This window comes from Mesorhizobium sp. B4-1-3 (assembly GCF_006439355.1).
Taxonomy (GTDB): Bacteria; Pseudomonadota; Alphaproteobacteria; order Rhizobiales; family Rhizobiaceae; genus Mesorhizobium.
Map to the genome: position 1 here is coordinate 107,831 of NZ_VFTG01000008.1, position 21,662 is coordinate 129,492.

Sequence of the window (21,662 nt, forward strand, 5' to 3'; positions counted from 1 at the left end):
CAGCATGCCCGAAAAGATCATCCTCGCCTCCGGCAGCCCGTACCGAAAAACCATGCTCGTCAATGCCGGCCTCGATATCGAGGCGGTGCCAGCAAATGTCGATGAGCGCGCGCTCGAGGCTCCGCTGAAGGACAGCGGCGTTTCGCCCGAGGATGTCGCCTCGATCCTGGCCGAGGCCAAGGCGACCGAGGTCAGCGAGCGCCAGCCAGGTTCCCTCGTGCTCGGCTGCGACCAGACGCTGTCGCTGGGCGACGAGATCTTTCACAAGCCGGCCGACATGGAAGGCGCTCGTCGCCACTTGCTCGCGCTCTCGGGCAAGACGCATCAGTTGAACAGTGCGGCCGTGCTTTGCCGGGACGGCGAGGTGCTGTGGCGCTATGTCGGCGTCGCCAGCCTCACCATGCGCAAGCTCGACCCTGCCTTCATCGGCCGGCACTTGGCCCGCGTCGGCGCTAAGGCGCTCTCCAGCGTCGGCGCCTATCAGATCGAGGGTGAAGGCATCCAGCTGTTCGAGAAGATCGAGGGCGACTATTTCACCATCGTCGGCCTGCCGCTGCTGCCGGTGCTGACGGAACTGCGCGACCTCGGAGCCATCGATGGCTGAGAAAAGGGCCTTCGTCACCGGACATCCGATCGCCCATTCGCGCTCGCCGAAGATCCACGGCTATTGGCTCGAGCAATACGGCATCGACGGCAGCTACCAGGCGATCGACGTCGCGCCGGCGGATTTCGCCGCGTTCCTGAAATCTCTCGGAGAGCACGGCTATTGCGGCGGCAACGTCACCATTCCGCACAAGGAAGCCGCTTTCGCCGGCGTCGTCCGCCGCGATCACGCGGCCGATGAAATCGGCGCCGTCAACACGCTGTGGTTCGAGGCTGGCGCTCTCTGGGGCGGCAATACGGACGGCTATGGCTTCGCCGCCAACCTCGACGAGCATGCGCCCGGCTGGGCGATCAACGGGCCGGCCGTGGTTCTGGGCGCCGGCGGCGCCTCCCGCGCGGTCATCCACGCGCTCAAGGAGCGTGGCATCAAGGACATCCGCATCGTCAATCGGACGCTGGCAAGGGCCGAGGAACTCAGCCGCCATTTCGGCGCCGGCGTCTCGGCGCATGGTGCGGGCGCGGTCGGCGAATTGCTTGCCGATGCCGGCCTGCTCATCAACACCACGGCGCTCGGCATGCATGGCGATGCGACGCTTTCCGCCGATCCGGCTGGCTTGCCGGACCACGCCATCGTCACCGACATCGTCTATGTGCCGCTGGAGACGCCTTTGCTCGCCGCCGCCAGGCCACGCGGCCTGAAGACGGTCGACGGGCTCGGCATGCTGCTGCATCAGGCCGTGCCCGGCTTCGAACGCTGGTTTGGCAGGAAACCCGAAGTTACGCCCGAGTTGCGGCGCATGATCATCGCCGACATCGAGGGCCATCGATGATCGTGCTCGGCCTCACCGGATCGATCGGCATGGGCAAGTCGGCCACGGCGAAAATGTTCGCCGAGGCCGGCGTGCCGGTGCATGATTCGGACGAGACGGTGCATCGCCTCTACGCCGGCAAAGCGGCGCCTCTGGTCGAGGCGGCTTTCCCGGGCACGACTGAAGCAGGCGTGGTCGACCGCGTGAAGCTGGCGGGCCAAGTGCTCGGCGATCCGGCCGCGCTGAAGCAGCTCGAGGCGATCATTCATCCGCTGGTGCGCGCCGACGCCGATGCGTTTCTGGCGATGCACCGCGCCGCCGGCGCGCCGCTCGCCGTGCTCGACATCCCGCTTTTGTTCGAAACCGGCGGCCGCAACCGCGTCGACAAGGTCGTGGTCGTCACCGCCTCGCCCGAGATCCAGCGCGAGCGCGTGCTCGCCAGGCCGGGCATGAGCGAGGACAAATTTTTATCGATCCTCGCCAAGCAGGTGCCCGACGCCGAGAAGCGCCGCCGGGCCGATTTCATCATCGACACCGGAAATGGCTTCGAGGCGGCCCGTCAGGCGGTCGGGGCCGTCATCGGCGAATTGACGGGGGATAAGTCCGGCGGCGATCGCTCCTGACGTCCGCTGACAGCAGTCCCCATTGCCATTTTGTTCTGGTTCGTGATTCTGCTCCTTGGAGCGGATTGATTCGCATGCGTGAGATCATCTTCGATACGGAAACCACCGGCCTCGATTTGCGCGAAGACCGCATCATCGAGCTCGGCGGCGTCGAGCTGGTCAACCGTTTCCCGACCGGCCGCACCTTCCACAAATTCATCAATCCGCAAGGTCGGGCCATCCACGCCGAGGCGCAGGCCGTGCACGGCATCAGCGCCGCCGATCTGGTCGGCAAGCCGACCTTCGCCGAAATCGTCGATGAGTGGCTGGCCTTCACCGACGGCGCCAGGCTGATCGCCCACAACGCCACCTTCGACCTCGGCTTCCTCAATCTCGAATACAGCCGGCTCGGCCATCCCTCCATCGATCCGGGCCGTATCATCGACACACTCGCCCTGGCGCGCCGCAAGCATCCGATGGGCCCGAACTCGCTCGACGCGCTCTGCCGGCGCTACGGCATCGACAACACGCGCCGCACCAAACACGGCGCGTTGCTCGACTCCGAATTGCTGGCCGAGGTCTATATCGAGCTCATCGGCGGCAAGCAGGCGGCGCTGGTTCTGGAAGCCGTGGCGGTGCAGATGAACGGCGCCGGCGAGGTGGCCGATATCGACATCTCGATCGGCGCCCGGCCCATCGCCCTGCCGCCGCGGTTGAGCGAAGCGGACCGCGCGGCGCATGCCGGGCTGGTCTCGACGCTGGGTGAAAAGGCGCTGTGGCTCAAAGTGGCGGTGGGTTGAGCAGGCGCTCCTGGCGCCACCCGACGCGATTAGCCGAATCCCGCCGTGACGTCGTCATACTCGGGCTTGACCCGAGTATCCATGCCGTGACCCCGCCCGTAGGGTGCAACGGTGCAGAATTCCGTAACCCTTGCAACGCCTTAGCGTCACGGCATGGATTCTAGGGTCTGCGCGCGTCGCTTCGCTCCTTGCTTCGCCCTAGAATGACGACCAAGCTGTCGTAACGGCACATCCCAAAGGCCGATGGCAACAAAAAAGCCCGGCGCTAAGCCGGGCTCTCGATATGATGTGGCGTCGTTTGCCTCAGCTCACCTGGACCTTGCTCGTCGCGGCCTGGTCCTCGGCAATCCTCTGCTGGAACATTTGCGCGAAGTCGATCGGATCGAGCATCAGCGGCGGGAACCCGCCATTGCGTGTGGCGTCGGCGATGATCTGGCGCGCGAAGGGGAACAGCAGGCGCGGGCATTCGATGAAGAGCAGCGGCAGCATGTGCTCCTGCGGGAAGCCCGAGATGGCGAAGACGCCGCCATAGACCAGCTCGACGTTGAACAGGACTTCCTGGTCGAAGGACGCCTTGGCGTTCAGCGTCAGGTTGACGTCGAACTGCTTGTCCGAAAGCGGGTTGGCGTTGACGTTGACATTGATGGCGATGCCTGGAGCCTTGTCGCGGCCGCGCAGCGAGTTCGGCGCGCCGGGGCTTTCGAAGGACAGGTCCTTCACATATTGCGCAAGCACATTGAGCGAGGGCTGGTTCTGGGTGCCGTTGCCGTTGGCGGCGCCGGTCGCGGCGTCATCGTTGCTGGCCATGAGCCTTAGTCCTTTTGCCTGGGCAGCATTGCTGACCGGATTGAAATCGCGGGTTCGCTACCATGGCCTGCCGGACAAAACAAGTTTTGCCGCCTGTGCCGGGCGACAGGTCCGGGACCAATGCATGTCGCCCAAAAGTGCGCAGCGGTTTGGGAAAACGACACGCATCAAACAAATACTAAAAGCGTGACGTGCGATTCCGCTTCGACGCGACGCGCTTTTAGTCGTTCTTCAGCCGCCTCCATGGCGAATTGTGGTCCGGCCGGTTCGGATAATCGTCGCGCGAATAGTCGCTGTCGTCGAGATCGATGACGGTGTCGCGCCGGCGGGCCGAAAAGCCGCTGCTGAAGCTGGTTGCCATAACGATGCGGTTCTTGAGCAGGCGCCAGGCGAAGTCGCGCACCGGCGGCAGCAAGAGAAGAATGGCAAAGATGTCGGTAATGAAGCCCGGGATGATCAAAAGGATCGCCGCCAGCACGATCATCGCGCCATGCGCGAGCTGGCGGCTTGGGTCGCGTCCGGCATCCATTTCCGTGCGCACCCGCGTCATGACGCCGAAACCCTGGTGCCGAAGCAGCAGGCTGCCGGCGACGCTGGACAGGATGACCAGCCCGACCGTCGCCAGGGCGCCGATTTCGCGGCCGACGATGACGAAGCCTGCGATCTCCAGCAGCGGCAGCAGGAGCAGGAACAGCGGGATGAAGGAAAGGCGCAAAGTTTCGACCGATCGCTTTCTTCTTTTGTGGCGCGAGCGGACGATCGCCGCTGGCCTTGTCGCCTTTAGATAGGTATGGCTGCCTTTGATTTGAATGATAGCGCCTGCCGTTCTATATGCTTTGGGTGTTGTACGCTATGCGACCGCGATTCCCGAGGGGTTTACGCCGGTCCGGCAAGGACAGGGATCGAGTTGGCGGAAAATATGGGTTTCTTCGACTTCGGCACGATTTTCTTTTTGATTGCGGCGGTTGTGATCTTTTTCCAGCTGCGCAACGTGCTCGGACGTCGCACCGGAAACGAGCGCCCGCCCTTCGATCCCTATTCGGCGAGCCGCACGCGCGAGGCCGACGCGGCGCAAAAGCCGGAAAACGTCGTGTCGCTGCCGCGCAAGCGCGCGCCGGGCGAAACCGCGGCCGAGACCTATGCCGCGATCGACGCCTTCGCCAAGCCCGACACCGACCTCAACAGGGGCCTGCGCACGATCAAGGACAACGATCCGTCCTTCGATCCCAAGACCTTCGTCGACGGCGCCAAGATGGCCTATGAGATGATCGTCATGGCCTATGCCGACGGCGACCGTAAGACGCTGAAGAACCTCCTGTCGCGCGAAGTCTATGACGGCTTCGTCGCCGCGATCGGCGAACGCGAGGCGAAGTCGGAGAAGATCCAATCCTCCTTCGTCGGCATCGACAAGGCCGACATCGTCGCCGCCGAGATGAAGGGCTCGGAAGCGCATATCACGCTGCGCGTCGTCTCCGAGCTGATCTCGGCGACCCGCGACAAGGCCGGCGCCGTCATCGACGGCGATCCCGAGACGGTGGCCGAGGTCAAGGATGTCTGGACCTTCGCCCGCGACACCCGCTCGCGCGACCCGAATTGGAAGCTCGTCGCCACCGAAGAAGAAGACTAGATCTGGAGCATGATGCCGAAAAGTGTTGTGCGGTTTTCGGGTGACATCATCCGCCTCTAACCGGCGGGGCTCGGTCGTGCCGCTCTCTCCCTCATTCAGCGAAAAATCTTTTGATGACCTGCCCGGCTGGAGCGGGGATGACCATGCCACCGCCTTCGCCGCGTTTCGCCGCTCGGCTTTCCACGCGCCGGTAAAACCCTACCGCACCGGATCGCTCGGCGTCGATTTCAATGCCTTTGCCGAGGCTTATGCCGAGGCGCGCGCCGTCTCGGCGCCGAGCCGGTTGCAGGCGCGATCCTTCTTCGAACGGCATTTCGTGCCGATGCTGGTGAGGGCCGAAAACGGATCGGGTCTCGTGACCGGCTTCTATGAGCCGGAGGTCGAGGCCTCGCCGGTCAGGACCGAGCGGTTCACCGTGCCGTTGCTGTCCCGTCCCGCCGACCTGATCGATATCGATGACAGCAACCGACCGGCCGGCTTGGATGCCTATCTGGCCTTCGCCCGCCGGACGGATGGTGTTCCGGTCGAATATTTCGACCGTGGCGAAATCGATCGCGGTGCGCTCGCCGGCCAGAACCTCGAAATCGCCTGGCTCGCCGAGAAGGTCGATGCTTTCTTCGTTCATGTGCAAGGCGCGGCGCGCCTGAAGATGACCGACGGCAGGCTCATCCGCGTCACCTATGCCGCGAAATCGGGCCAGCGCTTCACCGGGCCGGGCAAGATCTTGAGCGAGCTCGGCGAAATCCCGCTGGAAAGGGTGACGATGCAGTCGATCCGCGCCTGGTTCAAGGCGCATCCGGAGCGGGTCGACGAGATCCTCTGGCAGAACCGCTCCTACATCTTCTTCCGCGAGGCCGCGGTCGACGATGCGGCGCTTGGGCCTATCGCCGCCGCCAAGGTGCCGCTGACGCCGGGGCGCTCCGTCGCGGTCGACCGCCTGCTTCACACTTTCGGCACGCCCTTCTACATCGACGCGCCGACGCTCACCGCCTTCGATGAAAAACCGTTCCGGCGGCTGATGATCGCGCAGGACACCGGCTCGGCCATCACCGGACCCGCGCGCGGCGACCTCTTCGCCGGCTCCGGCGACGCGGCCGGCGAGATCGCCGGCGTGGTCCGCGACGCGGCCGATTTCTATGCGCTGGTGCCGCGCGCGCTTCTGAATGGAGCGACAAGGTGAGCCGCCGCGACGATCATCTCAGCGACGACGATCGCATCCTGTGGAGCCTGGTGGCGCGCTCGGCCCGGCCGCTGAAAGGCAAGACCGCCGTCGAGATCCCCGACATCGTCGAGCCGAAACCGGAGCCCCCGCGACCTGCCGCCAATGGCGTTCCGGCCGCTGCCGTCAAGCCGAAGACGCCGCATGTCTCGCATTCGCTCGACGACCAGACGCTGCACAAGTTGAAGAAGGGCCGGCTGCCGATCGAAGGCCGCGTCGACCTGCACGGCATGACTCAAGACGAGGCCTATTCGCTGCTGCTCACCTTCCTGAACCGCGCGCATGCCGGCGGCATCCGCTATGTGCTGATCATCACCGGCAAGGGTTCGTCCTCGGGCGGCGACGGCATCCTGCGCCGCGCCGTTCCGGCCTGGCTGTCGACGCCCGCCTTCCGGCACCTCGTCTCCAGCCACGATCACGCCGCGCGGAACCATGGCGGCTCGGGCGCGCTCTACGTGCGGCTGCGGCGGACGCGTCCATGAACAGCCTGGTATGACCCCGTTCGGCGAGAAGCTCAGGGCGTTGCGCGCCGAGCGCGGCGTCAGCCAGAAGGCGATGGCCGAGGCGATCGGCGTCAGCGCCGCCTATCTGTCTGCGCTCGAGCACGGCCGCCGCGGCGCGCCGACCTGGACGCTGATCCAGAAGATCATCGGCTATTTCAACATCATCTGGGACGATGCCGAGGATCTTGCCCGCCTCGCCGAAAGCTCACACCCCAGGGTCAGGATCGACACGTCCGGCCTGTCGCCGGCGGCGACCGAGCTGGCCAACCTCCTGGCCGAAAGCATCGAGAAGCTGGACGAGGCGGAATTGCGGAAAATCACGGCGTTGGTTCGTGCGGCGCTGAAGCGATAACCTGGCGCGCTGACAACAGGTGGCGTTAGCTCGCGAAGAAAAGCAGGGCCAGCTCCGCCTACTGCACCGAGCCGACCAGCACTGCCTGGCCGTCGCGGATCGAGACCCAGCGTCCGGTGTTGTCGATCGCCTGGCGCTTGAGGAAGCGGTAGCCGGTCGCGTCCCAGGCTTTGACCTTGTCGGTCAGATTGTCGAGCACGTAGTCGCCCTTGTCGGTGCGCACAGTCAGCACGGAATGGCCCTCGCCATCGGGCTTGCGCACGACGGTAATCAAAAGGTCGGCCAGCGACATGCCCAGGCGATAGAGCTGGCGCCGCTTTTCCAGCACATAGTCCTCGCAATCGCCATAGCCGTCATCCGGATAGGCCCAGACTTCGTCCTTGCCGTAGTGATCGAGGTCGCTCATCGGCTTGACCGCCGCGTTCACCTTGGCGGTCACGTTGATCAGCCGACGCCACAAGCTGTCCGTCATCTTGGCCGGCTCGAGATCGACCGGATGGATGTTGCATTCGCTCGGATTCAACTTGCAGAAATCGTAATGGCCGATCGGCTGCGACGTTAGGCCGCCCGTGGTCATGGCGCCCGCCGCCCATGCCGGCACCGCCCAATGCGCAGAGATCGCCAGTCCTGCGGCTGCACACAAACGCAGAATCCGCGTCATTGCTGAGGAAGTCATTGCCCCCGCCCTGTTCTTTATTAACGAAACGTTAAGGGGGATTTACAGTCCGTGTCAATTAGAGACGACGGTCCGTTTGACGGCATGGTTACCTGGACGAGCCCGTAGCGGCACTTTCGCAACATAGGCATGGGCGCAACACAGCCGGCCGCCGGGCGGCGGCGGAACGAAGCAGTTTGCGCCGTTCAGCTTTTTGCGGAACGGACCAGCTTCGGCTTGGTCGCCACCCGGTGCTGGCACCCATAGCTGGAAATGAAGTCGGCGATGCGCGGCACGATCTCGGAGCGGAAGCGCGAGCCGTTGAAGACGCCGTAATGGCCGACGGCCGGCTGCATGTAGTGCGCTTTCTTGTCGGCCGGGACGTTGACGCACAAATCATGCGCGGCCTGGGTCTGGCCGAGACCGGAAATATCGTCGTTCTCGCCCTCGATGGTCAGCAGCGCGACGTTGCGGATCGCCCTCGGGTCGACCGGCTCGCCGCGATGCGTCATCTCGCCCTTCGGCAAGGCGCGGCGCACGAACACGGTGTCGACTGTCTGCAGGTAGAACTCCGCCGTCAGATCCATCACCGCCAGATACTCGTCGTAGAAGTCGCGGTGCTTCTCGGCGCTGTCGCCGTCATGCTTCACAAGGTGCATGAAGAAGTCCTTGTGGGCGATGATGTGGCGGTCGAGATTCATGCTCATGAAGCCCGAAAGCTGCAGGAAACCCGGATAAACCTCGCGGCCGAATCCCGGCACCGGCCACGGCGCCTGCATGATGACATTGTCGCGGAACCAGTCGATGCCTTTCTCCTCGGCCAGAAGATTGACCGCGGTCGGGTTGCGCCGGGTGTCGACCGGACCCCCCATCAGCGTCATGGTCGAGGGCACGAAGGGATCGCCGCGCTTCTCCATCACCGCCACCGCCGCCAGCACCGGCACCGACGGCTGGCACACGGCCATCACATGCGTGTCGCGGCCAAGCGCGTGGAACATCTCGATGACGTAGTCGATATAGTCGTCGAGATCGAAGCTGCCTTGCGAGACCGGCACCATGCGAGCGTCGACCCAGTCGGTGATGTGCACGTCGGCATAAGGCAGCATCGCCTCGACCGTGCCGCGCAGCAGCGTCGCGTAATGGCCCGACATCGGCGCCACGATCAGAAGCTTCGGGTCGGGCTTGCGGCCGGCCGGCAGCGCGCGCTCGAAACGGATGAGGTTGCAGAAGGGCTTCGACCAGACCGTTTTTTCCGTGACGGCGACGTTCTTCCAGTCGACCACGGCCTTGTCCAGGCCGAATTGCGGCTTGCCGTAGCGACGTGTGGTGCGCTCGAAGAGTTCAGCGGCCGCGGCCACCGAGCGGCCGAAGGGCGTGTGGGAAATCGGATTGAGCGGGTTGGAGTAGAAGAGTCGCACCGCGTCGGCATAGAGGCGCGCGGGCTGCAGCGCCGCATGGTTCATTTCGTAGAGCTGGTAGAACATCGCGAACCCCGCTGCCGTCCGAAGACCAAAGGGACGACGGACAGCGCCGAGCCTTGAATGTCTCCCGGCGAGGTTAACAACATATTGTTGCGTTGCAACACGTCATTTTGTCTGACGAATGCATTTTGGTCCAAACTGTTGAAAATCGGCCGTTGGAGCCGGAGCCGGCTCAATGTGCGCTGCAGAAATGTGAAGGATATGTGTCCGGCCCTCATGCCGGACACCGCCCACGATCCGGGACCCGCAGGCTTGCCTTGGATCGTGGTGCGAGAGCTAGAGCGTGGTGCCAAAAAAGCGCGAGCCGGCTCGAACGAGCCCCGTGCTCCGTCTTCAATTCACAGCCGGATCAGACGAGCGCCATGCAGACGGCGGTGTGGCCCGAACCGATGAAACCGAGCTGGGAGGCGGCGCCGCGGGACAGATCCAGCATGCGTCCCCTCACGAACGGACCGCGATCGTTGATGCGAACGACGACGCTGCGGCCGTTGTTCTTGTTGGTAACCTTGAGCTTGGTGCCGAAGGGGAGCGAGCGGTGGGCGGCGGTCAGCGCCGAGGGGTTCATGCGTTCCCCCGAGGCGGTTTTGGAATGCAGCGCATACCAGGAAGCGCGGCCGCACTGCGCGGCGGCCGAGGAGGCGGACGAAGCGCCAGCCATCAGGCCAGCCGCGATCGTTACCGCGACGAGCGCGGTCCGGTTGGTTTTCTTCATGCTTTGGGGAAGGCTCCGTTGATCGAATAGCCCCGCCTAAGTGCCGAATGAGGCGGGAAATGCGGCATCGATCTGGCGGTTCCATGGCGGCGTCACACGTTTGGAGTCGCCGCGAAACAGTTTGTCATGATATTTCCGCAGCCGGGGAGGTGTATTGTTCATGAATATCGGACCGGCATCCGGGACGTTCCGGGCAAGATCTGTCCCTTAAGATTGCAGTACAGGGGAACCGGACTATTTCGATTCCTGGCGTCTTTTGTCTGCGCCCTGTCACCGCTCGGGATCGACTTTTAGAGAGGGTCCAGCCGATGCGATTGATCAGGCTTGTGCTGGCGCTGATCGTGTTGGCCGTCGGTGCGCTGTGGGCGCTGCAAGGCCTCGGCCTCGTCAAGGGCAGCTTCATGACCGGCCAGACGCAATGGCTCTATGTCGGCGTCGTCACCATGCTGGCCGGCGTGGTCGGGCTGCGCTGGGCGAACCGCTCGCGCACCTGACCTTGCGATCTGGGATTGGTGATCTGGGATTGAGGCCGCCCATAGCCGCGTTTAGCAGGGCCTAAAGGCATTCCAGGGCTTTCGCGTCGCGCCGTTTCGTTGCCGTATGGATGATGACGCCGTCGGATACCGTTCGAACGAAAATTCTCCAATCAGGCCGTGCAGGCAAAACCATGCTTCAAAGAGCGAGGCAATTGGAACTCTGGTTTCGTGCCTGGCTCGTTTAGTATAGTAATCTTGTCAACATTGGGAGTGAGAGAACGATGCGCAGCCTTCCGAACACCGTTCCGGCCATCGCCGCCGGCGGCCTGCGGCCGAGACCACCGGCGGCGATGGCGGCGCGCTGATCGCTCGACGAAACTTCGGTTAGCAGTCATGGTTGGACGCGCCAATTCCATCATCATTGTCGGCGGCGGCGCCAGCGGCGTCGTGCTGGCCGCGCATCTGCTCAAATCGCCCAATCCCGACCTGCGCGTCACGCTGATCGAGAAGCGGCCGCATTTCGGCCAGGGCATGGCCTATTCGACGCTGCTTTCGGCGCATGTGCTCAACGTCAACGCCTCCGGCATGAGCGCTTACGCCGACGACCCCACCCATTTCGCCCGCTGGGTGCTGGAGCGCGGCCTGGCCAAGCCGGACCAGGGACCGTTCTATGCGCCGCGCAGCCTCTATGCCCGCTATCTGCAGGACGTTCTCGAGGGTCTGGAAGAACGCGAGCGCGAGACCGGCCGTCTCCGGCTGATCCGCGAGGAGAGCCTTTCCATCTCGCCGACCCCGTCGGGCGTCGAGGTGGCCTTGGCCAACGGCACCAGCGTCGTAGCGCATCTCGCCGTTCTGGCCACCGGCCATGACGAGCAGCCCGGTGCCTTCCAGGGCCATGCCATCCGCATGGGGTCGGAGGCCGATACGGCGCTCGATCCTGAGGCCGCCGTCCTGTTGCTCGGCACGGGCTTGAGCATGGTCGACGCGTTTCTCTCGCTGGAACAGCGCGGCCACCGCGGCGAGATCGTCGCGGTGTCGCGGCGCGGCCTGCTGCCGTCGCCGCATCGCAAGGGCAACCCGATCAAGCTCGATATCGCCGACATCCCGCTCGGCACCCAGCTCTCCTACTTCGTCGCCTGGTTCCGCAATCTGATCCGCGAGACCCAGAAGGCCGGCGGCGACTGGCGCGACGTGGTCGATGGCCTGCGGCCCTTCAACCAGACGATCTGGCAGAACTGGCCGTCCTCGGCAAAACGCCGCTTCGTCGAGCACACCAAGGCCTGGTGGGACATCCACCGCCACCGCATGGCGCCGGAGGTCTACGGGCGCGTCACCGAAGCGGTGAGCTCGGGCCGCATCCGTCTCGTCGCCGGGCGTGTGATGGACATAGAACCGAACGATGGCTTCGTCGTGAAAATCCAGGCACGCGGCACGCAGGATATCGAGACCCTGGAGGTCGCCCGCCTCTATGATTGCATGGGCATTGCCCGCGACATTTCGAGGACGTCGAACGGCGTCGTGCGCGCGCTGCTCGAGCGCGGCCTGGCGCGGCCCGATCCGCTGCGCCTCGGTCTCGACGTCACCGCCAAATGCGAGCTGATCGCGGCTGACGGGACAGTGTCGTCGAAGCTGCTCGCCGTCGGCCCGCTGACGCGCGGCACCTTCTTCGAGATCGACGCCATTCCGGATATCCGCGTGCAAAGCGCCAAGCTCGGCAAGCAGCTGCTGGGGTGAATTTCTGCCGAGGTCGGCACTCTACGGCGCCCCCCTCTGCCCTGCCGGCCAGAGGATAGATCGCAGCTGAAATTCCATTCCTCCACTCGCCGCCGGATTGGCACGATCTATCTTCTTTCCCGATGAAAAGGGCTGGAAAAGACAGGGCGCGCGATGCGCGAAACCGGAATGGCTTTCCGCGGCCTGCCGCGCGAGATTGCCAGGATCCGCCTCGAACTGCTTCGATGGAGCATTCAAGATGAGCGAGCAGACAAAAGCGGCGCCGCAGCGCGCGCACACCGACCTGTCGAGACTTCGCCCGCCTTACGCCTCGGTGCTCGACCTGATCGGCCAGACGCCGATCGTCGAGCTGACCAAGTTCGACACCGGCAAATGCCGCCTGTTCATCAAGCTCGAAAGCCAGAATCCCGGCGGCTCGATCAAGGACCGCATCGCGCTCTCGATGATCGCGGCGGCGGAGAAGGACGGCCGACTGAAGCGCGGCGGCACGATCGTCGAGGCGACCGCCGGCAACACCGGCCTCGGCCTCGCCCAGGTCGGCATCCCGAAGGGCTACCGCATCATCCTGGTCGTGCCCGACAAGATGTCGCGCGAGAAGATCCAGCATCTGCGCGCGCTTGGCGCCGAAGTGCGCTTGACGCGATCCGATGTCGGCAAGGGCCATCCCGAATATTACCAGGACATGGCCGAGAAGATCGCCGCCGAGCTGCCCGGCGCCTTCTATGCAAACCAGTTCGCCAACCCGGCCAATCCGCTGGCGCATGAGACGACCACCGGCCCGGAAATCTTTTCGCAGCTCGAAGGCGACGTCGACGCGGTGGTGGTCGGCGTCGGCTCCGGCGGTACGCTCACCGGCCTCGGCCGCTTTTTCGCGAGACATTCGCCCAAGACCGAGATGGTGCTCGCCGATCCGGTCGGCTCGGTGCTGGCGCCGCTGATCAAGACCGGCAAGATGGAAGAGGCCGGCAGCTGGACCGTCGAAGGCATCGGTGAGGATTTCGTGCCGCCCAATGCCGACCTCTCGCTGGTGAAGAAGGCCTATTCGATCACCGACAAGCAAAGCATGCTGGCCGTGCGCGATCTCCTGTCGCGCGAAGGCATCCTCGCCGGCTCGTCCTCGGGCACGCTGTTGTCGGCAGCACTTCGCTATTGCCGCGAGCAGACGGCGTCCAAGCGCGTCGTCACCCTGGTCTGCGACAGCGGCAACAAATATCTGTCGAAGGTCTTCGACGATATCTGGCTGGCCGAGCAGGGCCTTGCCGACCATGAGCAGCATGGCGACCTGCGCGACCTCGTCATGCGCTCGCCGCGCACCGGCGACATCGTGACCGTCGGGCCGGAGGAAAGCCTGCTCAACGCCTATGGCCGCATGCGCCGCTCCGATGTCTCGCAACTGCCGGTGCTGGACGAGGGCAGGCTGGTCGGCATCGTCGACGAGAGCGACATCCTGGCCAAGGTCGACGGCCCCTATGATGGCCGCTGGGACCGCTTCAACGCGCCGGTGCGCACGGCCATGACGTCGAACCTGCACACGCTGCAGGCCAACCAGACGCTCGATGCGCTGCTGCCCGTCTTCGACCGCAACGAGGTCGCCATCGTCTTCGATGGCGAGGAGTTCATCGGCCTGATAACCCGTATCGACCTGATCAACCATCTGAGGCGCCGCGCAAGATGACTTCAAACGGCAAGAACCGCCTGGCCTTTTCCACCCGCACCATCCATGGCGGCCAGAGCCATGACCCGCTGACCGGCGCGGTGATGGTGCCGATCTACGCCACCTCCACCTACGGCCAGCAGTCACCCGGCGTGCACAAGGGTTTTGAGTACGCCCGCAGCCAGAACCCGACGCGCTTTGCCTTCGAACGCGCGGTCGCCGACCTCGAAAGCGGCTCGGCCGCCTTCGCCTTCGCCTCCGGCCTGGCTGCGATCGGCACGGTGCTCGAGCTGCTCGATTCCGGCGCCCATATCGTCGCCACCGACGACATCTATGGCGGCTCGTTCCGCCTGATGGAGCGGGTGCGCAAGCGCTCCGCCGGGCTGCAGGTGAGCTTCGCCGACTTCACTGACCTCGCCGCCGTCGAGGCCGCGATCCGGCCGGAGACCAAACTGCTCTGGGTCGAGACGCCGACCAACCCGCTGCTGCGCATCGTCGATCTCGAAGCGGTCGCCGCCTTGGCCAAACGCAAGGGCCTGCTCACCGTCGCCGACAATACCTTTTGCAGCCCCTATATCCAGCGCCCGCTGGAGCTCGGCATCGACATCGTCGTCCATTCGACGACGAAATATCTCAACGGCCACTCCGACATGGTCGGCGGCGTCGCGGTCGTCGGCGACAACAAGGACCTCGCCGACCGGCTCAAATTCCTGCAGAACGCCATCGGCGCCATCTCCGGCCCGTTCGACAGTTTCCTCGCGCTGCGTGGCATCAAGACCTTAGCGCTGAGGATGGAGCGACACTCGGCCAACGGTCTTAAGATTGCGCAATGGCTTGAAACGCGAAAGGACGTCCGCCGCGTCATCTATCCCGGCCTCGCCAGCCACCCGCAGCATTCCATCGCCGTCCAGCAGATGCACGCCTTCGGCGGCATGATCTCCGTCGACCTCGACCGCGATCTCGCGGGGACAAAACGCTTGCTCGAACGCACCCAGCTCTTCACGCTCGCCGAAAGCCTCGGCGGCGTCGAAAGCCTGATCGAGCACCCGGCGCTGATGACGCACGGCTCCATTCCGGCCGAGAAGCGCGGGGCGATCGGGATATCGGATTCGCTGGTGCGGCTGTCCTGCGGGATCGAGGACGGCGATGATCTGATCGCGGATCTGGAGCAGGCGTTGCAGACCTGAGAACTCGTAGATACCACGTCATCGTGGTAATCCTTCGCGCCCCCTCTGGCCTGCCAGCCCTTGTCCTTCGTCATTCTAGGGCGGAGCAAGGAGCGAAGCGACAGGCGAAGACCCTAGAATCCATGCCGTTACGCCTGAGAGCCGCCACGGTCCAGAACGGTTTACCAGCCAATTCCGCGAAAGAGCTCGAACCATTCCGGATTGGTCTCCTCGATCAGCTCGATCCTCCACCGGCGTGGCCAACGCTTCAATGACGTCTCACGCTGGATGGCATCGGCGATGTCGAAATATTCCTCGTACCAGACGAGACGCTGCACACCGTAGCGGCTGGTGAAACTGGAGCCTTGGCCGGTCTTGTGCTCGGGCATTCGACGAGCAAGATCATTGGTGACGCCGATATAGATCGTGCCGCCTTTCTGGCTTGCGGTCATGTAAACGTAGCCGGTCATCTGGTGATCTTAGCTGGCGCGGTCTTGGACGGCTATTCTGGATCGTTGCATTCTATGGCTAATGTCACGGCATGGATTCTAGGGTCTGCGCGCGTCGCTTCGCTCCTTGCTCCGCCCTAGAATGACGAAGCGCCATTTGCGATCGTTCTGCCCACGCGGAGGCGCGCTGTCCCGCCTACATCCCGGTGTGTGTGCCATTGCACAGCGCGATCCACATTCTAAACTGCCCCCAACCTGCGATCTCCGGGAGGCGCCATGCGCGTGGTCGTGTTGGGTGGCGGCGTGGTCGGCGTTACCACCGCCTATCAGCTGCAGAAGGACGGGCACGAGGTCGTCATCCTCGAGCGGCAGCCTCAGGTCGCCGCCGAGACCAGCTGGGGCAATGCCGGCATGATCGCGCCGGGGCATTCCTTCGTCTGGTCGTCGCCCAAGGCGCCGATGATCCTGCTGAAATCGCTGGTGCTGAAGGACCAGGCGCTGCGCTTCAAACTTTCGGCCGATCCCCGGCTCTACTCTTGGTCATGGCTGTTCCTGATGGAATGCACGGCCGAGAAGGCGAGGCGCAACACGCTGCTCAAGCACCGGCTCGCCGTCTATTCGCAATCGGTGCTGCAAGAAGTCGTCGCCGACGAGGCCATCGACTATGATCGCAACGATCGCGGCATCCTCTATTTCTACCGCAGCCAGCAGGCGCTCGACAAAGGCGTCGAGCATATGAAGCTGCTCGAATCCGACGGCCAGTTGATCAAGGTGCTCGACCGCGACGCCATTGTCGCGCTCGATCCGTCGCTGGCCTCGGCGAAGGAAAAGATCGCCGGCGGCATCCATTGCCCGACCGACGAGACCGGCGACCCGGCGAAGTTTACCCGCGCGCTGGCCGCCAAGGTGATCGAGCGCGGCGGCGAGATCCGCACCGGCACGACCATCACCGGCATAGAGACATCGGGAGACGGCGTCGCGCAGGTGCTGACGGACAAGGGGGCGGTCAAGGGCAACGCCTATGTGCTGGCGCTCGGCTCCTACAGTCCGCTGATTGCGAAGACGATAGGGCTCAGCCTGCCGATCTATCCGATCAAGGGCTATTCGCTGACCATTCCGATCGGCAACCGGCCCCAGCCGCCGACCATCGCCGCGATCGACGAGCACAATCTGGTCGCCGTCTCGCGCTTTGGCGACCGGCTGCGCGTCACCGCCACAGCCGAGTTCGCCGGCTACAACACCAGCCATAAGCCTGCCGATTTCGCCTTCATGAAGGGCGTGACCGAGGAGCTCTATCCCGAAGGCGCCGATTATGATCGCGCCGAGATGTGGGCGGGTCTCAGGCCGATGACGCCCAACAACCTGCCCGAATTCGGCCGGCGGCGCCTCGGCAATCTCTACCTCAACACCGGGCACGGCCATATCGGCTGGACCATGTCGCACGGCTCGGCCCGCATCACCGCCGATCTGATCGCCGGCCGCAAGCCGGCGATTTCCATGGATGGACTTTTGAATTGAGCGCATGATCTCGGCTTCGGATCGACCAGGAAAGGGAATGCCATGTCTGTCAGTGCGGCCGCCACCCGCCCTCAATCGCCAGGACCGGTCGATCCCAAGCCACTCGATCTGGGCGTGCTGCCGTCGGAGATCGACGGCGGCCTCGCCTCACGCGCGGCGATCGGCCTCGCGATCCTCGCCACCGACCAGACGCTGGAGCATGAGTTCCGCGCGCTGATCCGCATTCCGGGCGTCGCCTTCTACGAGGCGCGCCTCTTCAACGACAACGACATCACGCCGGACACTTTGCGCGCCATCGGACCGCGCATCGCGCCGACCGTCGACCTAATCCTGCCCAGCATTCCGCTCGACGTCGTCGGCTTCGGCTGCACCTCGGCCACCATGACTCTCGGCGAGGAGGCCGTCTTCGCCGAGATCAGGAAGGCGCGGCCGGGCGTCGCCTGCACCACGCCGGTCACCGGCGCCTTGGCCGCCTTCAAGGCATTGGGCGTCAAGGGCATCGGCCTGCTCACCCCTTACGCGCCCGAGATCAACCAGGGCCTGGTTCGCTATTTCACTGGCCGTGGCCTCGACATATCGGCCGTCGCCACCTTCGACCGCCGCGACGACCGCGAGGCGGCCCGCATCTCGCTCGCCTCGATCGAGGCGGCGGCCGAGCGCATGGCTGAGGTGCCCGGCGTCGATGCGATCTTCATCTCCTGCACCAGCCTGCGCGTCGCCGAAGCCGTGGCGGAGCTGGAGCGGCGCATCGGCATTCCCGTCACCTCCTCCAACCACGCCATGGCCTGGCACTGCCTGCGCCTTGCCGGCATCGACGACGTCGTGCCGGCGGGTGGGAGGCTGTTTGCGCTGCCTGCTGTTTGATCGGCGGGGCGGGCTTTCAGGCTGTCCGCAGAACTGAAAGCGCATCCAGCATCCAATTGCATAGGGCGATCCCCCGCTCCGTCTCGGCGCTGCGCGCCGGTCCACCCTCTCCCCCATTTCAAGGGGGCGAGAAAACGCCAATCGCCAAGGCCGCGACCCTTCGCAAGCTTGGGTTCCTCGCCCCCACAAAGTGGGGGAGAGGTGGCCGCGAAGCGGACGGAGAGGGGGCAGCGCTGCCCTTTGCGACTAACGCAGATCGTCGCCCGTTAACCGAATCGGAAGGAGATGTTTAACGCTTCGTCTCTATGTCCCCTCCTCGGGGAGGCGCAGACAGAGCGAGCATGATGAACGACGAAAAGCGAAACGAATGGCGCGCGATCTTTTACGTGCAGGCGCGCGTCGCCATCCTGTTTGTGCCGGTTGTGCTCAGCCTTCTCCTCATCGGCATCTTCGCCGGCAATGAGCGCAAATCCGTTCCCGATGCCGTCGATCCGACCGTGACGAGCTCGGTGCGCTAAACCGACTCCTGGCTGCCGGCTCGCACCGTGCCGTCAAACAAATTTCGGGATCGGCCCTTTCTGCGGCGTCGTATCGCCTTCGAGGTCGATGAACACCTCGTCGACGAAGCACCAGCCCCAGCCTTCCGGCGGGTCGTAGCCCTCGATGACCGGATGCTGCGTGGCATGAAAATGCTTTGTCGCGTGGCGGTTGGGCGAGTCGTCGCAGCAGCCGACATGGCCGCAGGTGCGGCAGAGCCTGAGATGTACCCACCAGGAGCCGCTCTTCAGGCATTCCTCGCAGCCCAGCGCGCTCGGCGTGACCTTTTTGATGTCCTTGGTGTGCCTGCATTCATCCATCACGCTCTCCTCGCCGGTTCAGCATTTTGCGCCAGATAGGCATGCAATGCCGCGACCACCTGCGCGCCCTCGCCGACGGCGGCCGCGACACGCTTGGTCGAGCCGCAGCGCACGTCGCCGATGGCGAACACGCCGCCGCGGCTCGTCTCCATCAGGCCATGGCCTGGCGCCACGTCCGGCCCGGTGCGCACGAAACGCTTGGCGTCCAGCGCCACGTTCCAATTCGCCAGCCAGTCTGTGTTCGGATCGGCGCCGATGAACAGGAAGAGGTGGCGGATGGCGCGCGTCGTCTCCTCGCCGGTCACTCGGTTGCGCCAGCGCAGCCCTTCCAGATTGCCTTGGCTGCCCTCCAGCGCCGCGACCTCGGTCTCCGTCAGCACTTCGATGTTCGGCTGCGCCGCGATGCGCTCGACCAGATAGCGCGACATGGTGGCGTCGAGGCCGTCGCGGCGCGCCAGCAGCGTCACCTTCTTCACCTGGCTCGCCAGATAGACGGCCGCCTGTCCGGCCGAGTTGCCGGCGCCGACCAGCGCCGCCTCCTGACCCCGGCAAAGCCTGGCCTCGATCGGCGAGGCCCAGTAATGCACCGAGGTGCCCTCGAACTGCGCGAGGTTCGCGATGTCGAGGCGGCGGTAGCGCGCGCCGCTGGCGATCACCACCGCGCGTGAGCGCACGCTCTCGCCGTCGCCGATGGCAAGCTGGTAGCGGGCGCCGTCGCCGGCATCGTCGAGCAGCCTCGCCTCGTCGGGGATCACCATCTCGACGCCGAATTTCTGCGCCTGGTTATAGGCGCGCGCGCCATCAGCGCCATGCCGGTGATCCCGGTCGGGAATCCGAGATAGTTCTCGATGCGGGCCGAAGCGCCCGCCTGCCCGCCGAAAGCGCGGCAGTCGAGCACGATGGTCGACAGCCCTTCGGAAGCGGCATAGACCGCTGCCGCCAGCCCCGCCGGCCCGGCGCCGACGATCGCCACGTCGTAGACTTTTTCGGCATCGATCGGCCGCAGCAGGCCGGTACAGCGGGCAAGCTCGGTCTCGCCGGGATTATGCATCAGCTTGCCGTTGGGGCAGAGCACGATCGGCAGATGATGCGGGTCGACATGGAACCGCTCGATCAGCGTTTTCGCGCAAGGGTCGGTGTCGGAATCGAGCGCGCGATGGGGAAGCCCGCTGCGGCGCAGAAAGCTTTCGAGCCGCAGCACGTCGCCATTGCCCCGAGGGCCGATGACGACCGGCCCGCTGGCGCCGCTTTCGAGCAGGCCGACCCGGCGCAGGATCAGCGCCCGCATGACGCGCTCGCCGAGATTAGCCTCCTGCACCATTAGGTCGCGCAGCCGCTGCGAGGGGATGACGATCGCCTCGACCGGCCCGTTCGCCTCGGCATTGACCAGCGACGGCCGGTTCGACAACTGCGCCAGCTCGCCGACGAAATTGCCGGGGCCATAGGTGATGATCGGCTCAGGCCGGCCGATCCCGCCGGCCTGGGTGATGTCGACCTTGCCCGACAGGATGAGGATCACGCCTGGCGACACCGTGCCGGCCGTCACGATGTGATCGCCGGCGGCATAGGCTCTGCGCACGCCGAAGCGGCGCATACGCTCGATGTCCGCGTCGGCGAGCACGGGAAACATCTGGTCGCGCCGCGCGGCGATGGTCGGGCTGACGGAAGGGGCCATGGGGCGGACCGTAGCGCCCGGCGCGGCGGGTTTGAAGCGGTTTGTTGGGAGGCTGGCCGGAAGGGGAGGTTGGCTCAAAAAGAAAGCCCGGACGAACCGGGCTTCTTCTTTGCGTCCTGGAACCTCGAAACGTTCCGAACGGGAATTTGGTGCCCAGAAGAGGACTCGAACCTCCACTCCTTGCGGAACACGGACCTGAACCGTGCGCGTCTACCAATTCCGCCATCTGGGCTGGTGGGCGCTCTAGTAAGCGGGCAAACGGTATGTGTCAACGCGCTTTTTTCGTCGGCGCTGGCGCTGGACAGGCAGGGCTCCGGTTCTGGCTTTGAGCCCTGTCGAGTTAATCGCCGAAGCTGGCGCCGCCCCTCATCCGCCTGCCGGCACCTTCTCCCCGTGAACGGGGAGAAGGAAGCTTACCCCTCCAGCACTTCTTTCTTGGCCACAGTGGAATCGGCGTTGAGTTTGTAGATGATCGGCACGCCGGTGCCGAGCTCGAGCTTGACGATCTCCTCGCCGCTCTTGCCGTCCAGCGCCATGATCAGCGCGCGCAGCGAATTGCCGTGCGCGGCGACCAGCACCGTCTCGCCGCGCAGCACATGCGGCTGCACCTCGTGCAGGTAATAGGGCCACACACGCGCGCCGGTGTCCTTGAGGCTTTCGCCGCCGGGCGGCGCGATGTCGTAGGAGCGGCGCCAGATATGCACCTGCTCCTCGCCCCATTTCTTGCGCGCATCGTCCTTGTTGAGGCCGGAGAGGTCGCCATAGTCGCGCTCGTTGAGCGCCTGGTCGCGGATCGTCTTCAGCTCGCTCTGGCCGACCACGTCGAGGATGTGCTGGCAGGTCTTCTGCGCCCGCTTCAGGGCGGAGGTGTAGGCGATGTCGAATTTCAGGCCGCGCGCCTTGAGCTTTTCGCCGGCCGCCAGCGCTTCCGCCGTGCCCTGCTCGGTCAGGTCGACGTCGCGCCAGCCGGTGAACAGGTTCTTCAGGTTCCATTCGCTCTGGCCGTGGCGCACGAGCACGAGAGTTCCCGACATGTCAGCTCCTCTGGGGTTTTGGCAGTTCCAGCGATTTCCCGTCCGGAATTGCGTAAGAAGGAAAT

Annotated in this window: 23 protein-coding genes, 1 tRNA gene and 1 pseudogene; 15 read left to right on the forward strand and 10 right to left on the reverse strand. The window is 64.7% G+C overall.

What is annotated here, in order from left to right:
• The first annotated feature begins 4 nt into the window (after positions 1 to 4).
• The 4 genes from FJW06_RS13230 to dnaQ all read left to right on the forward strand — a co-directional run bounded on the left by FJW06_RS13230 (position 5) and on the right by dnaQ (position 2,814).
• Positions 5 to 604 carry a Maf-like protein gene (locus FJW06_RS13230; protein WP_140752308.1) on the forward strand — a complete coding sequence of 200 codons (600 nt, stop codon included), beginning with the start codon at positions 5 to 7 and terminating at the stop codon, positions 602 to 604.
• Positions 597 to 1,433 (forward strand): shikimate dehydrogenase, encoded by an 837-nt coding sequence (locus tag FJW06_RS13235; RefSeq protein WP_140752310.1) that lies wholly within the window; start codon positions 597 to 599, stop codon positions 1,431 to 1,433. The genes FJW06_RS13230 and FJW06_RS13235 overlap by 8 nt, the downstream gene beginning before the upstream one ends.
• A complete protein-coding gene (gene coaE, locus FJW06_RS13240) occupies positions 1,430 to 2,035 on the forward strand; it encodes a dephospho-CoA kinase (protein WP_140752312.1) in 606 nt (201 codons plus the stop codon). The genes FJW06_RS13235 and coaE overlap by 4 nt, the downstream gene beginning before the upstream one ends.
• A 74-nt stretch (positions 2,036 to 2,109) precedes the next feature.
• Positions 2,110 to 2,814, forward strand: a complete 705-nt coding sequence (dnaQ, locus tag FJW06_RS13245) for a DNA polymerase III subunit epsilon (RefSeq protein WP_140752314.1) — start codon at positions 2,110 to 2,112, stop codon at positions 2,812 to 2,814.
• Between the two features lie 303 nt (positions 2,815 to 3,117).
• Here the strand turns inward: dnaQ and secB are convergent, their stop codons facing one another.
• Positions 3,118 to 3,621, reverse strand: coding sequence for a protein-export chaperone SecB (secB, locus tag FJW06_RS13250; protein ID WP_140752316.1), 504 nt, complete (start codon positions 3,619 to 3,621; stop codon positions 3,118 to 3,120).
• 220 nt (positions 3,622 to 3,841) lie between these two features.
• Entirely contained in the window at positions 3,842 to 4,336 is a 495-nt protein-coding gene (locus FJW06_RS13255) for an FxsA family protein (protein WP_140752318.1), read from the reverse strand.
• Between the two features lie 204 nt (positions 4,337 to 4,540).
• Here FJW06_RS13255 and FJW06_RS13260 point away from each other — a divergent pair, with 204 nt between their 5' ends.
• The 4 genes from FJW06_RS13260 (at position 4,541) to FJW06_RS13275 (ending at position 7,322) form a co-directional block, all read left to right on the forward strand.
• Complete coding sequence (locus FJW06_RS13260) at positions 4,541 to 5,248, forward strand: Tim44/TimA family putative adaptor protein (RefSeq protein WP_140752320.1); 708 nt, start codon at positions 4,541 to 4,543, stop codon at positions 5,246 to 5,248.
• A 76-nt stretch (positions 5,249 to 5,324) separates the two neighbouring features.
• On the forward strand, positions 5,325 to 6,428 hold the full coding sequence (locus tag FJW06_RS13265) for a murein transglycosylase A (RefSeq protein WP_140752322.1): 1,104 nt from the start codon (positions 5,325 to 5,327) through the stop codon (positions 6,426 to 6,428).
• Entirely contained in the window at positions 6,425 to 6,949 is a 525-nt protein-coding gene (locus FJW06_RS13270; protein ID WP_140752324.1) for a Smr/MutS family protein, read from the forward strand. The genes FJW06_RS13265 and FJW06_RS13270 overlap by 4 nt, the downstream gene beginning before the upstream one ends.
• A 10-nt stretch (positions 6,950 to 6,959) precedes the next feature.
• Positions 6,960 to 7,322, forward strand: coding sequence for a helix-turn-helix transcriptional regulator (locus tag FJW06_RS13275; RefSeq protein WP_140752326.1), 363 nt, complete (start codon positions 6,960 to 6,962; stop codon positions 7,320 to 7,322).
• A 58-nt stretch (positions 7,323 to 7,380) separates the two neighbouring features.
• On the opposite strand, the gene FJW06_RS13280 is transcribed toward FJW06_RS13275, so the two are convergent.
• From FJW06_RS13280 to FJW06_RS13290, 3 genes are all read right to left on the reverse strand, one after another.
• Positions 7,381 to 7,998: a transglutaminase-like cysteine peptidase gene (locus tag FJW06_RS13280; protein WP_140752328.1), complete on the reverse strand. Its 618-nt coding sequence runs from the start codon at positions 7,996 to 7,998 to the stop codon at positions 7,381 to 7,383.
• Between the two features lie 185 nt (positions 7,999 to 8,183).
• Positions 8,184 to 9,461 (reverse strand): polyhydroxyalkanoate depolymerase, encoded by a 1,278-nt coding sequence (locus FJW06_RS13285; RefSeq protein ID WP_140752330.1) that lies wholly within the window; start codon positions 9,459 to 9,461, stop codon positions 8,184 to 8,186.
• A gap of 346 nt (positions 9,462 to 9,807) precedes the next feature.
• Entirely contained in the window at positions 9,808 to 10,170 is a 363-nt protein-coding gene (locus FJW06_RS13290) for a septal ring lytic transglycosylase RlpA family protein (RefSeq protein WP_140752332.1), read from the reverse strand.
• A gap of 308 nt (positions 10,171 to 10,478) precedes the next feature.
• On the opposite strand from FJW06_RS13290, the gene FJW06_RS13295 reads away from it, so the two are divergent.
• The 4 genes from FJW06_RS13295 to FJW06_RS13310 all read left to right on the forward strand — a co-directional run bounded on the left by FJW06_RS13295 (position 10,479) and on the right by FJW06_RS13310 (position 15,221).
• Entirely contained in the window at positions 10,479 to 10,664 is a 186-nt protein-coding gene (locus FJW06_RS13295; RefSeq protein ID WP_140752334.1) for a hypothetical protein, read from the forward strand.
• A gap of 375 nt (positions 10,665 to 11,039) precedes the next feature.
• Complete coding sequence (locus FJW06_RS13300; RefSeq protein ID WP_140752336.1) at positions 11,040 to 12,380, forward strand: FAD/NAD(P)-binding protein; 1,341 nt, start codon at positions 11,040 to 11,042, stop codon at positions 12,378 to 12,380.
• A gap of 238 nt (positions 12,381 to 12,618) precedes the next feature.
• Positions 12,619 to 14,055: a pyridoxal-phosphate dependent enzyme gene (locus FJW06_RS13305; protein ID WP_140752338.1), complete on the forward strand. Its 1,437-nt coding sequence runs from the start codon at positions 12,619 to 12,621 to the stop codon at positions 14,053 to 14,055.
• On the forward strand, positions 14,052 to 15,221 hold the full coding sequence (locus FJW06_RS13310; RefSeq protein WP_140752340.1) for a cystathionine gamma-synthase: 1,170 nt from the start codon (positions 14,052 to 14,054) through the stop codon (positions 15,219 to 15,221). The genes FJW06_RS13305 and FJW06_RS13310 overlap by 4 nt, the downstream gene beginning before the upstream one ends.
• 161 nt (positions 15,222 to 15,382) lie before the next feature.
• Here FJW06_RS13310 and FJW06_RS13315 read toward each other — a convergent pair whose 3' ends face one another.
• Complete coding sequence (locus FJW06_RS13315; RefSeq protein WP_140752342.1) at positions 15,383 to 15,670, reverse strand: GIY-YIG nuclease family protein; 288 nt, start codon at positions 15,668 to 15,670, stop codon at positions 15,383 to 15,385.
• 255 nt (positions 15,671 to 15,925) lie between these two features.
• Between FJW06_RS13315 and FJW06_RS13320 the strand changes: the two genes are divergently transcribed.
• The 3 genes from FJW06_RS13320 (at position 15,926) to FJW06_RS13330 (ending at position 18,549) form a co-directional block, all read left to right on the forward strand.
• Positions 15,926 to 17,167, forward strand: coding sequence for a D-amino acid dehydrogenase (locus tag FJW06_RS13320; protein ID WP_140752344.1), 1,242 nt, complete (start codon positions 15,926 to 15,928; stop codon positions 17,165 to 17,167).
• Positions 17,168 to 17,209: 42 nt separating this feature from the next.
• The gene (locus FJW06_RS13325; protein WP_140752346.1) at positions 17,210 to 18,031 is read left to right on the forward strand and encodes an aspartate/glutamate racemase family protein; all 822 of its coding nucleotides are present in this window, start codon (positions 17,210 to 17,212) and stop codon (positions 18,029 to 18,031) included.
• Between the two features lie 341 nt (positions 18,032 to 18,372).
• Positions 18,373 to 18,549, forward strand: coding sequence for a hypothetical protein (locus FJW06_RS13330; RefSeq protein ID WP_140752350.1), 177 nt, complete (start codon positions 18,373 to 18,375; stop codon positions 18,547 to 18,549).
• A 33-nt stretch (positions 18,550 to 18,582) separates the two neighbouring features.
• Here FJW06_RS13330 and FJW06_RS13335 read toward each other — a convergent pair whose 3' ends face one another.
• From FJW06_RS13335 to FJW06_RS13350, 4 genes and pseudogenes are all read right to left on the reverse strand, one after another.
• Positions 18,583 to 18,888, reverse strand: a complete 306-nt coding sequence (locus FJW06_RS13335; protein WP_140752352.1) for a UBP-type zinc finger domain-containing protein — start codon at positions 18,886 to 18,888, stop codon at positions 18,583 to 18,585.
• Positions 18,888 to 20,563 (reverse strand): annotated as a pseudogene (locus FJW06_RS13340) (FAD-dependent oxidoreductase). The gene FJW06_RS13335 and the pseudogene FJW06_RS13340 overlap by 1 nt, the downstream one beginning before the upstream one ends.
• Positions 20,564 to 20,710: 147 nt before the next feature.
• A tRNA-Leu gene (locus FJW06_RS13345) sits at positions 20,711 to 20,795 on the reverse strand.
• 181 nt (positions 20,796 to 20,976) lie between these two features.
• Positions 20,977 to 21,597, reverse strand: coding sequence for a 2,3-bisphosphoglycerate-dependent phosphoglycerate mutase (locus tag FJW06_RS13350; protein WP_140752354.1), 621 nt, complete (start codon positions 21,595 to 21,597; stop codon positions 20,977 to 20,979).
• Positions 21,598 to 21,662 lie beyond the last annotated feature (65 nt).